Annotated in this window: 11 protein-coding genes and 1 riboswitch; of the genes, 5 read left to right on the top strand and 6 right to left on the bottom strand. The window is 68.0% G+C overall.

All coding sequences use genetic code 11. The features are described from left to right. The first annotated feature begins 411 nt into the window (after window positions 1-411). On the top strand, window positions 412-693 hold the full coding sequence (locus tag ABLE43_RS18925) for a DUF3892 domain-containing protein (protein WP_348979779.1): 282 nt from the start codon (window positions 412-414) through the stop codon (window positions 691-693). Window positions 694-809: 116 nt separating this feature from the next. Here ABLE43_RS18925 and thiC read toward each other — a convergent pair whose 3' ends face one another. The 6 genes from thiC to ABLE43_RS18895 all read right to left on the bottom strand — a co-directional run bounded on the left by thiC (window position 810) and on the right by ABLE43_RS18895 (window position 6,800). After that, window positions 810-2,699: a phosphomethylpyrimidine synthase ThiC gene (gene thiC / locus ABLE43_RS18920; RefSeq protein WP_348979778.1), complete on the bottom strand. Its 1,890-nt coding sequence runs from the start codon at window positions 2,697-2,699 to the stop codon at window positions 810-812. Between the two features lie 25 nt (window positions 2,700-2,724). Further along, window positions 2,725-2,835, bottom strand: a riboswitch (TPP riboswitch). 184 nt (window positions 2,836-3,019) lie between these two features. Further along, window positions 3,020-4,090 carry a DNA polymerase IV gene (gene dinB, locus ABLE43_RS18915; RefSeq protein ID WP_348979777.1) on the bottom strand — a complete coding sequence of 357 codons (1,071 nt, stop codon included), beginning with the start codon at window positions 4,088-4,090 and terminating at the stop codon, window positions 3,020-3,022. Window positions 4,091-4,129: 39 nt separating this feature from the next. Then, window positions 4,130-4,618 (bottom strand): DUF2569 family protein, encoded by a 489-nt coding sequence (locus tag ABLE43_RS18910; RefSeq protein ID WP_348979776.1) that lies wholly within the window; start codon window positions 4,616-4,618, stop codon window positions 4,130-4,132. 58 nt (window positions 4,619-4,676) lie between these two features. Then, window positions 4,677-5,558 carry a MipA/OmpV family protein gene (locus ABLE43_RS18905; RefSeq protein WP_348979775.1) on the bottom strand — a complete coding sequence of 294 codons (882 nt, stop codon included), beginning with the start codon at window positions 5,556-5,558 and terminating at the stop codon, window positions 4,677-4,679. Window positions 5,559-5,629: 71 nt separating this feature from the next. After that, window positions 5,630-6,028, bottom strand: a complete 399-nt coding sequence (locus ABLE43_RS18900; RefSeq protein WP_348979774.1) for a DUF2141 domain-containing protein — start codon at window positions 6,026-6,028, stop codon at window positions 5,630-5,632. Further along, the gene (locus tag ABLE43_RS18895) at window positions 5,985-6,800 is read right to left on the bottom strand and encodes a sterol desaturase family protein (protein WP_348979773.1); all 816 of its coding nucleotides are present in this window, start codon (window positions 6,798-6,800) and stop codon (window positions 5,985-5,987) included. Before ABLE43_RS18895 ends, ABLE43_RS18900 begins: the two co-directional genes overlap by 44 nt. A 293-nt stretch (window positions 6,801-7,093) precedes the next feature. Between ABLE43_RS18895 and crtY the strand changes: the two genes are divergently transcribed. The 4 genes from crtY (at window position 7,094) to ABLE43_RS18875 (ending at window position 11,455) form a co-directional block, all read left to right on the top strand. Next, entirely contained in the window at window positions 7,094-8,257 is a 1,164-nt protein-coding gene (gene crtY, locus ABLE43_RS18890) for a lycopene beta-cyclase CrtY (protein WP_348979772.1), read from the top strand. Between the two features lie 13 nt (window positions 8,258-8,270). After that, window positions 8,271-9,749: a phytoene desaturase gene (locus ABLE43_RS18885; RefSeq protein ID WP_348979771.1), complete on the top strand. Its 1,479-nt coding sequence runs from the start codon at window positions 8,271-8,273 to the stop codon at window positions 9,747-9,749. Window positions 9,750-9,947: 198 nt separating this feature from the next. Further along, window positions 9,948-10,529, top strand: a complete 582-nt coding sequence (locus tag ABLE43_RS18880) for an LOG family protein (protein ID WP_348979770.1) — start codon at window positions 9,948-9,950, stop codon at window positions 10,527-10,529. Then, a complete protein-coding gene (locus tag ABLE43_RS18875) occupies window positions 10,526-11,455 on the top strand; it encodes a phytoene/squalene synthase family protein (protein WP_348979769.1) in 930 nt (309 codons plus the stop codon). Before ABLE43_RS18880 ends, ABLE43_RS18875 begins: the two co-directional genes overlap by 4 nt. Window positions 11,456-11,555: the final 100 nt, after the last annotated feature.

The raw sequence follows: 11,555 nt of genomic DNA, 5'->3' as shown, positions 1-11,555 counted from the left end.
CTGCAAGCTCAAGGAGTTCAAGCGCATCGCCATGCGAGCCTGCAAAACCGACCGCAGCTTCGAAGCCATGATCCACCTCGTCGGCGCCGTCATCAACTCACGATGAATCCCCACAGACCCTAGTGTGCCTTGTGACGAACCAACCCATTTTCGAACGATCGATTCGATAATGCCTCCCCCTCTACGAGGGGATGGACCCCCTAGCGGGCCGTGTTGGTCGGAAGAGGCCAAGCCTTCCCCGCCGTCGCGGGGATCTGGATGCGGATTGGGGTCGCTGCGCCAACAGCGACCCCGTGAGGCAGGCATCCCACCTCGCGCTCAGCCTGAGCAACCGAGGATGTATGGGGCCTCGCGTATCCGGTCAACCGACGCAGATGCCTGCGCGTCGGTCCAACCTGAATGGAGACCGACATGACCGAGACGCTGCAAATCCAATGTATCCGCAAGACCAACCGGTTCAGTGCCTACGAACGCATTTCTTATGTTGGCGGCGGTTACCCCTACCGCTGGAGCATGTCGCAGAGCGAAGCGATCGGCAGGATCGAAACCGGCATGACACGGTTTTTCGTTCATGCGAATGGCGCATCGGTGTGGGTGATCGTCGCCACGAGTGCGTTAGGTAACAAGTATCTCAAGACGCAGAACGACGGCGAGCAGCCGAACAACCTGCTGAGCCTGCCGGAATGTCCCTGACGTAAATTGCAGGCGGGGCGGCGGCACCCCGACCGTCCCGCCTGCGGCCACCCCCCTCCACCATGCTGCGCATGGTCCCCCTCCCCGCGTAGCGGGGAGGAGCTTCGGGCGGTTGCTCACTCCGCCGGCAGATACACCTCGCCACCCTTTTCGCGGAACTTCTCGCTCATCGCCGCCATGCCCGCTTCGGCCTCGGCGACACCGCCGCCCGCGAACGCCGCGCGCTCGGCGTCCGCCGGGGTCGCGTGGAGGAAACCGTCCGCCGACTGGTTCTGCTTCGCCGCGAACTCGCGGACCTCGGCGGTGATCTTCATCGAACAGAACTTCGGGCCGCACATCGAACAGAAATGGGCGGTCTTGGCACCCTCGGCGGGCAGCGTCTGGTCGTGGTAATCCTCCGCCGTGTCGGGATCGAGGCTGAGGTTGAACTGGTCGCGCCAGCGGAAGTCGAAGCGGGCGCGGCTCAGCGCGTCGTCGCGCAGCTTGGCCGCCGAGTGCCCCTTGGCCAGATCGGCGGCATGGGCGGCGAGCTTGTAGGTGACGACGCCGACCTTCACGTCGTCGCGGTCGGGCAGGCCCAGATGCTCCTTGGGCGTGACGTAGCAGAGCATCGCGCAGCCGAACCAGCCGATCATCGCCGCACCGATGCCGCTGGTGATATGGTCGTATCCCGGCGCGATGTCGGTGGTGAGCGGCCCCAGGGTATAGAAGGGCGCCTCGCCGCAGACCTGCAGCTGCTTGTCCATATTCTCCTTGATCTTGTGCATCGGCACATGGCCGGGGCCCTCGATCATGACCTGCACGTCCTGTGCCCATGCGCGGTGGGTCAGTTCGCCCAGCGTATAGAGCTCGCTGAACTGCGCCTCGTCGTTGGCGTCGGCGATCGATCCGGGGCGCAGGCCGTCGCCCAGCGAATAGGCGATGTCATACGCCTTCATGATCTCGGTGATCTCGTCGAAATGTTCGTAGAGGAACGATTCGCGATGATGCGCGAGGCACCATTTCGCCATGATCGATCCGCCGCGCGAGACGATGCCGGTCACGCGCTTCGCGGTCATCGGGATGTACGGCAGGCGCACGCCCGCATGGATGGTGAAGTAATCCACCCCCTGCTCGGCCTGTTCGATCAGCGTGTCGCGGAAGATGTCCCACGTCAGCTCCTCGGCGATGCCGCCGACCTTTTCGAGCGCCTGGTAGATCGGCACCGTGCCGATCGGCACCGGCGAGTTGCGGATGATCCATTCGCGGGTGTCGTGGATGTTGCGCCCGGTCGACAGGTCCATCACCGTGTCCGCGCCCCAGCGGATCGCCCAGATGAGCTTGTCGACCTCGGCGGCGACGTTCGATGCGACCGCCGAATTGCCAATGTTGGCGTTGATCTTGACGAGGAAGTTGCGCCCGATCGCCATCGGTTCGGATTCGGGATGGTTGATGTTCGACGGGATGATCGCCCGGCCGCGCGCCACTTCGTCGCGGACGAACTCGGGGGTCACGTAATCGGGGATGCTCGCGCCGAAGCTCTCGCCGTCGCGGACGTACTCGCGCAGCATCTCGCGGCCGAGATTCTCGCGGGTGGCGACATATTCCATCTCGGGGGTGATGATGCCGCGGCGGGCATAGTGCATCTGGCTGACGTTCGCGCCCGCCTTCGCGCGCAAGGGGCGCTGGACTACGTTGGGGAAGGGCTGGACGCCGCCCGAGCGGTCGGGGCCGAGCTGGCCGTTGTCCTCGGGCCGCACCTGGCGCGCGGCATAGCTCTCGACATCGCCCCGCCCGACGATCCAGTCGCGGCGCAGCTGGGGGAGGCCCGCCATGATGTCGATCCGCGCGTCCGGATCGGTGTACGGTCCGGACGTGTCATAGACGTTGAGCGGCGGCTCGCCCGACGACGGGTCGAGGTCGATCGCGCGCATCGCGACGTTCAGGGGACCGACATGGATCTTGCGGCTGCCGCGGATCGGGCCGGTGGTGACGCCGATTTCGGCGCGTGCGGGGATATCTGCCATTGTGTTCCACTCCAAGCGGAGGGATGCGGGGCTGCCGCTCCCTCCCTACGCCGGTGTCAGCCGGATCAGGTTCAGCGGGTCGAAGGCTGCGGCCTTCCTCTCAAGCGTGACGGTAACGCTCCCCCGGGGACCGCACGGTTGTAGGCGGGTTGTGGCGAGGCGTCAAAGTCTGGATCGTCGACCAGCCACGATCCGCCGTCATTCCGGCGAAGGCCGGAATCCATGGATGGGGCGACGGCCCGGCAAGATCGACGGCACCCGACACAATGGATTCCGGCCTTCGCCGGAATGACGATGGGCGGCGGGGATGCGGGCCGGCCTTACAACAGATCGAGTTGCCCGCTCGGCGGATCGCCCCCATCGAACCCGGCCAGCGTCACCCCGACCAGCCGCAACCCCATGCGCAAGGGGTAGAGCGTCGCGATCAGCGCGCGGGCGGTGGCGTGCAAGGTTGCCCGGTCGCGCACTGGCGATCCGAGGGTGCGGCTGCGCGTCACGATGCGGAAGTCGCCGTATTTGGCCTTCACCGTGACGGTGCGGCCATATTGCCGCGTCTTCTCCACCCAGCCCCAGACGTCGTCGGCCATCGCCAGCACCCGCTCCTCGATCGCGGCGGGATCGGTCAGGTCGTGGTGGAAGGTGGTTTCGGAGCCGGACGACTTGCGCACCCGGTTCGGGCGCACCGGGCGCTCGTCCAGTCCGCGGGCGATGTCGTGGTACCAGCGCCCGGCCTTGCCGAAGCTGCGGGTGAGATCGGGCAGGTCCCAGCGCAGCAGGTCGGCGCCGGTGTGGATGCCGAGGCTCGCCATCCGCTCGGCGGTGCGCGGGCCGATGCCGTGGAAGCGCTTGACCTCCAGCCCGGCGACGACGCGCGGGCCTGCCTTGACCGGGATGACATATTGCCCGTTCGGCTTGTTCATGTCGGACGCGAGCTTGGCGAGGAACTTGTTGTAGCTGATCCCCGCCGATGCGGTCAGGCCGGTGTCGGACAGGATGCGCGTGCGGATTTCCTGCGCCGTCGCGGTGGCGCTGGGCAGGCCGCGACGGTTGCCGGTCACGTCGAGATAGGCTTCGTCGAGCGAGAGCGGTTCGACCAGATCGGTATAGTCGTGGAAGATCGCGCGGATCTGCGTGCTCACCGCCTTGTACACCTCGAACCGGGGGCGCACGAAGATCAGGTCGGGGCAGCGCCTGAGCGCCGTGACCGAGGGCATGGCGCTGCGCACGCCGAAGCGGCGCGCCTCGTAGGAAGCGGCGGCGACGACGCCACGCCCGCTCGACCCGCCGACCGCGACCGGTAGCCCGCGCAGTTCGGGCGCATCGCGCTGTTCGACCGACGCGAAGAAGGCGTCCATGTCGACATGGATGATCTTGCGGACGGGCCCGGCCATGTTCCCGTTATGGACCTGCCGGGCAGGGTTGCAAAGGGTTCAGGCGAAGATGTCGGCGCTCGCGTACTCGGGGGTATAGGTATTGGCGACCCGGCGCGAGCGGCGCAGATAGGCGGTCCAAATCCCGGCGAAGACCAGACCCTGGATCAGCGGAATCAGACCGCCGCCGAGGATCGCGCCGATCGACACCCCGGTGACGATCGCGACCAGCACCGCCTCGACCAGCGGGATACCGATCGCCAGCAGCCACAGCCCCCACATGACGATCGGCACGGTTTCCGGCCGGTGGACCGCATAGAGCCGCCATGCGAGGTAGAGCGATCCGGCGAGCCTGACCGCGATCACCGCCGATTCGAGCAGCTGGAACGCGAAGAGATTGTCGCCGAACCCCGGTACCTGCGCGCGCTCGAGCGACCAGATGGCGATCGCCTGGAGCAGCATCCGGAGCGGCGAAAAGATTCCCAGCGCGACGATCAGGAACGCCAGCCAGCCGCCGACGCCCCGCAGTGCCCGTTCGTCATATGCCATGTGCCGTCCCCCTGCCCGCCAGTCTATCGGCAGGCAGCGGGACCGCAAGCGCGCTGCGTCAGAAGCTGTAGGCCAGCCCCACCGCGCCCAGCCACTGGTCGGCGGAACCGCTCTGCGACACGATCGGGCTGTCGGCGAAGTCGTTCAGCAGGCGGCGATAGACCACCGTGCCGAAGACCTGCAGGCCCGAGCGCAGGTCGCCGGTCAGCGAACGGCCCGCGAGCGCCCCCAGCGTCCAGTTCTTCCATCCGCCGCGCGCGTTGTAGACGGGCAGGCCGCTCGCCAGCGACTGCGCCGGGGTGATCGAGAAATAGCTGTCGGCATAGCCCTCGCCCACCCGCTCGCCCGAGACGAACACGCCTGCGATCGCCTTGGTGCTCAAGGGGGTGACGTAGTTGATGGTGGGGGCGAGGACGGTGGACTTGTGCCCGCCCGCCACATCCTTGCGATAGCTCAGCGAGAAGGACAGCCGGTCGAATTCGGAGGTGACGACCCCGGTCTTGCCGATGCCGACATAGCCGCCCAGTTCGATCGCGGTATCGACCTTGCCGAGCGCGCGGACCTGCGCGTCGTCGATGCCCCTCGTGCTGCTGCGGTTGAGGTTGACGACCGCGATCGGCCCCGCCTGCACGTCCCACGTCGGGCCGACGCCGTCGGGGATCAGGTCGACGCTCAGCCGGTTGCCCGCGAGCAGGAAGTTGAAGCCCGACACCCGCCCCGTGGCGGCGGGAACGGGGGAGAAGCTGTAGTCGTCCGACCCCTCGTAATCGGGCAGGACCGCCGCCCCCAGCCCGACGACGTAGAAGTCGCCGCCGGTGTCGTCGTTCCGCATCGTGGCGGCGGACGGTTCGGGCGCGGGAGCGACCGCCGCATCCTGCGCCTGGGCGGGAGTCGCGACGAAGGCGGCGGCGGTCAGCAGGGCGGCGGTGATGGCGCGCAAGGGCGTGGCTCCGGGGAAAATGTTGCAGCGGCGTAACGCTGCCCGCCCCCGGTTCGCTCCACGCCGATCGACTAGAGCAGGTAGCGAATCCTTACCTGTTGCACCGTTGCATCACCACCGACCGGGAATTCGGCGGCGCTGAAGCGCGGCGGGCCGAAGCGGATCGCCGGATTGCGCGAAAAGCCGAAGCCTTCGCGCGGGATGCCCGCGAACGTGTCCAGCCGGGCGTTGTTGTTCTCGTCGTGGATCACCGACACGGCATAGGCACCGCGCCCGAGGCCCGCGATGCGGACCCCGCCGTCGCGCACCGGAAAGGTGCGGGTCACGGCGTTGCGATCGTCGGTGCAGCCGGGGAAATTCTCGGGCTCGGCGGTCAGGCAGAGGCGGATGACGCCCTTGGTCGAACGGACGTCGGTGACGCGGACGTCAAGCGTGCCCGTCGGCATGGCCCCGCCCAGCGTCGCCAGCATCGCGCCCCCCAGCACGATGTTCGCGGCGACGCGCCGCACGCGCGCGCTCGCCCGCGAAATCCCCAAGCCCGCCGTCGGTGCCGCACAGGCGGTCCCAGAACCGGAAGTATAGCCCATAGTTACACCCGTATTTCTCATGATGCCGTTGATGATGGCTGGCGGTAATCAGCCAACTTCCCAGCCGCCCCCCCCACAGGAACTTCGGAAAGATTTCCCACCCCATGTGGTTGGTCACTCCCATAACCGTCATGATCGTCAGCACCAATGCCAGTGCCCCGACATGGATCGGAATCAGGAATACCAGTAGCGGAATTACCACAGCGCCGGTCAGCGCCTCGATCGGATGGAACGCCATCGCCGCCCATGCGGTCGGCGGACGGCTGGCATGGTGGACGGCATGGGCGATGCGGAACCATTTGGGCACGTGCATCCAGCGATGCGTCCAGTAGAACCAAGTGTCGTGCGCGAAGAGATAGAGCAGCACCGACAGCGGCAGATACCACAGCGGCATGGCGTGGACGTCGGTGTAGATCTGCGTCCAGCCGCGATGCTGCCACCCCCAGGCGACGACGCCCGCGGGCACGCCGTAGATCGCGGCGGAGAGCAGCGACCAGCGGATTTCCTTCGCGATCTGCCGGTCGAGCCCGACGTACAGGCCGGGATGCTTCGCGCGGGTGGCGAGCGCGAACCCGCCCGAGGCGAGGAGATAGCGTACGCCGACGATGACCGTCATCGCCACGGCGGAAAGCAGGACGGCGAGTGCGATGGACATGGGGGCGCTGTAGCGGGTTTCGGCGCTGGATGACAGCCAAGATCCTCCCCGCTCGCGGGGAGGGGGACCATGCGCAGCATGGTGGAGGGGGGTCGCCGCGAACGCTGCCGTGGCGTGTGCGGACACCCCCGCCGCGCTTCGCTTCCCACGCGGCAAGCTCCAACGCCACCGTTGCGTATGCGGCCACCCCCCTCCACCATCGCCTTCGGCGACGGTCCCCCTCCCCGCGAGCGGGGAGGATCTTGGGTCGCGCACCGTTGCCAGCCCCTGCCTGCTGGCCTAGGGCCTTGGCGATGCCCACCATCCATCATTGCGACCTCGCCATCGTCGGCGGGGGACTGTCGGGGGCGCTGATCGCGCTGGCGGCGGCGAAGCGGCGGCCCGATGCGCGTATCCGGCTGATCGAGGGATCGGCGCACTTCGGCGGCAACCATGTCTGGTCGTTCTTCGGCAGCGATGCGCCGGGGCCGTACCGCGCGCTGATCGCGCCGCTGGTCGCGCACGGCTGGCCCGCCTACGACATCGCCTTCCCCGCGCATGCCCGCACCATCGACACCAGCTATTATTCGATCACCTCCGAACGGCTGGACGAGGTGGTGCACAGTGCGCTGCCGCCCGAGGCGCTGATGACGGGCGCCCGCGTGCTCGGCGCCAGCCCGACCGCGGTGGTGCTGGCCGACGGCGACCGGGTGGAAGCGCAGGGCGTCATCGACTGCCGCGGTCCGGGCGATACCGCCGCGCTCGACCTCGGCTGGCAGAAGTTCATGGGGATGGAGCTCAAGACCGCCTATCCCCACGGCGTCGAGCGCCCGATCGTGATGGACGCGACGATCGAGCAGCATGACGGCTATCGCTTCGTCTATACCCTGCCGTTCGACGCCGCGACGCTGTTCGTCGAGGATACCTATTACAGCGACACCCCCGATCTGGACACGCAGCTGCTGGCAGGCCGCATCTCGGCCTATGCGGGAGCGAAGGGCTGGCCGGTCGCGGCGGTCGGGCGGTGCGAGACGGGCGTGCTGCCGGTCGCGATGGGCGGCGACTTCGAGGAATATTGGCGATCGGGCGGCAACCGCGTCGCCAAGGGCGGGATGCGCGCCGGGCTGTTCCATCCGCTGACCGGCTATTCGCTGCCCGATGCGATGCGCCTCGCCCACAAGGTCGCCGAGGCGAGCGACTGGTCGGGCGGTGCGCTGCACACGCTGACGCATGATTATGCGGCGCAGCTGTGGAAGGCGCGCGGCTATTACCGGATGCTGGCGACGATGCTGTTCCGCGCCGCCGAACCGGCGGAACGCTATCGCATCCTCGAACGCTTCTACCGGCTGGACCCGAAGCTGGTCGGGCGCTTCTATGCGGGGCGTTCGACCTTCGTCGACAAGGCGCGGGTGCTGATCGGCAAGCCGCCCGTGCCGATCGGCCGGGCGGTGAGCGCCATTTTGGGTCGAGCGGTTTGATGGGGAGCATGAGGTGAAGACGGCAGCGGTCATCGGGGCGGGATTCGGCGGGCTGGCGCTGGCCATCCGCCTGCAATCGGCAGGGGTGCAGACCACCCTGATCGAGGGCCGCGACAAGCCGGGCGGGCGCGCCTATTACTGGGAACGCGACGGCTTCGTGTTCGATGCCGGCCCCACCGTCATCACCGCGCCCGAGGCGTTGCAGGAATTGTGGGCGCTGACCGGTCGCGACATTTCCGAGGACGTGACGCTCCGGCAGGTCACGCCCTTCTACCGGCTCAACTGGCCCGACGGCACCAATTTCGACTATACCAACGACGACACGCTGCTGCGTTCGGAAATCGCCAGGCTCGATCCCGACGACATCGCGGGCTATGCCAGGTTCCTCGAATATTCGGCGGGCGTGTATGAGGAAGGCTATGTGAAGCTGGGGCATGTGCCGTTCCTCGACTTCGCATCGATGATCAAAGCCGCGCCCGCGCTCGCCAAATATCAGGCGTGGCGATCGGTCTATTCGATCGTCTCGTCGTTCGTGAAGAACGAGAAGCTGCGCCAGGCGCTGTCGTTCCACACCCTGCTGGTCGGCGGCGATCCGATGAAGACCAGCAGCATCTATGCGCTGATCCACAAGCTGGAGCGCGACGGGGGCGTGTGGTTCGCGATGGGCGGCACCAATCGCCTCGTCGCGGGCATGGTGCGGCTGTTCGAGAAGCTGGGCGGCACGCTGATGCTCGGCGATCCGGTCAAGAGCATCGACACGCTGGGCGACCGCGCGACCGGGGTCACGACGCAGAGCGGCGTGGTGGTGGGGGCCGACATGGTCGCGACCAACGCCGATCTGGTCCACAGCTACCGCGACCTGCTTGTCGGCTCGCGCTCGGCCCGGCGCACCACGCAGCGGCTGGAGAAGAAGCGGTTCTCGCCGTCGCTGTTCGTCGTCCATTTCGGGGTGAAGGGGACGTGGCCGGGCATTCCGCACCACATGATCCTGTTCGGGCCGCGCTATAAGGGGCTGCTGGCGGACATCTACGATCACGGCGTGCTGAGCGAGGATTTCTCGCTCTACCTCCACCACCCGACCGTGACCGACCCGTCGATGGCGCCCGAGGGGCATTCGACCTTCTACGCGCTGTGCCCGGTGCCGCACACGGGCAAGTTCCCGGTCGACTGGAACGCGATCGGCCCGATCCTCGAGAAGCGCATCCTCGACGAGGTGGGCCACCGCCTGATCCCCGACATCCACGAGCGGATCGTGACCAAGTTCAGCTATATGCCGAGCGACTTCACCCGCGACCTGAATGCGTATCAGGGATCGGCCTTCTCGCTGGAGCCGATCCTGACGCAGAGCGCCTATTTCCGCGCGCACAACCGCGACGACCATATCCCGAACCTGTATGTCGTGGGCGCGGGGACGCATCCGGGCGCGGGGATTCCGGGGGTGGTCGGGAGCGCGAAGGCGACCGCGGGGCTGATGCTGGCGGGCGAGGGGTAAGCCTGACCTGACCGTTCGGTTCGAGCAGCTTCGAGCGCAGTCGAGAAGCGTCCGTCGAGAACGGCCCCCGTTTGGGGCGAGGCGTTCTCGATACGCGCTCTCGACTTCGCTCGATCGCTACTCGAACCGAACGGGATGAGGGGGCAAGGCAAGGCGAACGCTTGCCCCCCCTTCCCACTTCGCCTACCGCTCGCGGCCATGAAGCGTCTTGCCGTGTACTGCGGGTCCGCGACCCCCGCCGATCCCGTCTATATCGAATCCGCCCGCGCGGTGGGCCGCATGCTGGCGGAACGGGGCATCGGCGTCGTCTATGGCGGCGGGAAACTGGGCCTGATGGGCGCGGTCGCCGACGGCGCGATCGCGGCAGGCGGCGAGGTGATCGGGGTGATCCCGACCGCGCTGGTCAAGGCGGAGGCGGCGCACAAGGGCCTCACCGAACTCCATGTCGTCGACACGATGCACCAGCGCAAACAGGCGTTCACCGACCTGTCCGACGGCTTCGTCACCATCCCCGGCGGCACCGGCACGATGGACGAATTGTGGGAGGCGATGAGCTGGGCGCAGCTCGGCTATCATGCCAAGCCCGTGGGGCTGCTCAACGTCGCCGGTTTCTACGACCATCTGATCGCCTTCGTCGCGAAGATGGCCGAGGTCGGCTTCATGCGGCCGATGCACCGCGACATATTGATCGTCGCCGATACGCTCGACGCGCTGCTGGCGAAGATGGCGGCGCATACCCCGGTGCAGGCGATCATCCACATGAGCAGCGCCGACCTTTGATCCTGCCCCGCGCCGCGCTGGTCGAGCATGCCCGCGACACCATCGCGCGCGGCTCGAAGAGCTTCGCGGCGGCGAGCCGGCTGTTCGATCCTGTCACGCGCGAGCGGGCGTGGCTGCTCTATGCGTGGTGCCGCGCGTGCGACGACCTGGCGGACGGGCAGGACATGGGCCACGGGATGCAGCGGCTGGACGACGCGCCCGAACGCATCGCGACGATCCGTGCGCGGACCGCAGCGGCGCTGGCGGGCGAGCCGACCGGCGATCCGGCGTTCGATGCGCTGGGCGTCGTCGCCGCCGAGGTCGCGCTGCCGCATGGCCTCATCCACGACGTGATCGACGGGTTCCAGCTCGACGCCGACGGCTGGCGGCCGGTGCGCGAGGGCGACCTCTACCAATATTGCTATCATGTCGCGGGCGCGGTCGGCGGGCTGATGGCCGGGGTGATGGGGGTGTCGCCGCACGACCATGACACGCTCGACCGGGCGTGCGACCTGGGCCTCGCGTTCCAGCTCGCCAATATCGCGCGCGACGTGCGCGAGGATGCGGCGGCGGGGCGCTGCTATCTGCCGCGCGACTGGCTGGTCGAGCTGGGCATCGATCCGGCGGACGTGATGGCGGACCCGGCGAAGGTCGCGGTGCTCGCCCGGCGGATGGCGGCGCGGGCGGCGCTGCACGAGGCGAGCGCGCGCATCGGCGCGGCGCGGCTGCCGCGGCGATCGGCATGGGCGGTGCTGGCGGCGGCGGACATCTATGGCGGCATCGCGCGCAAGGTCGCCGCGGCGGGTCCGGCGGCATGGGACCGACGGCAGACGACGTCGAAGGCGGAGAAGCTGGCGGCGATCGCCCGGGCCTATGTCGCGGGGCGCTGGCGCCCCGCACCGGAACGCCCGCGCGATCCGCTGCTGTGGACGCGGCCGCGGGGGTAGCGCGCCTTTCGCCTCGAACCGCCCCCGTCGTCCCGAGCGAAGTCGAGGGACGGGCCGCAAACGCTGCGCTGGGTGTCTCGACTGCGCTCGACACGAACGG

Origin of the sequence: Sphingomonas silueang (assembly GCF_040049155.1) — a bacterium.
Taxonomy (GTDB): domain Bacteria; phylum Pseudomonadota; class Alphaproteobacteria; order Sphingomonadales; family Sphingomonadaceae; genus Sphingomonas; species Sphingomonas silueang.
This window is presented reverse-complemented; position numbering and strand designations above follow the sequence as displayed.

What these genes read in the sequence shown, in the direction of transcription:
- thiC (WP_348979778.1), bottom strand. Translation starts at nt 2,699, where the DNA reads ATGGCAGATATCCCCGCACGCGCCGAAATCGGCGTCACCACCGGCCCG.
- ABLE43_RS18880 (WP_348979770.1), top strand. Translation starts at nt 9,948, where the DNA reads ATGAAGCGTCTTGCCGTGTACTGCGGGTCCGCGACCCCCGCCGATCCC.
- ABLE43_RS18900 (WP_348979774.1), bottom strand. Translation starts at nt 6,028, where the DNA reads ATGCTGGCGACGCTGGGCGGGGCCATGCCGACGGGCACGCTTGACGTC.
- ABLE43_RS18910 (WP_348979776.1), bottom strand. Translation starts at nt 4,618, where the DNA reads ATGGCATATGACGAACGGGCACTGCGGGGCGTCGGCGGCTGGCTGGCG.
- ABLE43_RS18925 (WP_348979779.1), top strand. Translation starts at nt 412, where the DNA reads ATGACCGAGACGCTGCAAATCCAATGTATCCGCAAGACCAACCGGTTC.
- crtY (WP_348979772.1), top strand. Translation starts at nt 7,094, where the DNA reads ATGCCCACCATCCATCATTGCGACCTCGCCATCGTCGGCGGGGGACTG.
- ABLE43_RS18895 (WP_348979773.1), bottom strand. Translation starts at nt 6,800, where the DNA reads ATGTCCATCGCACTCGCCGTCCTGCTTTCCGCCGTGGCGATGACGGTC.
- dinB (WP_348979777.1), bottom strand. Translation starts at nt 4,090, where the DNA reads ATGGCCGGGCCCGTCCGCAAGATCATCCATGTCGACATGGACGCCTTC.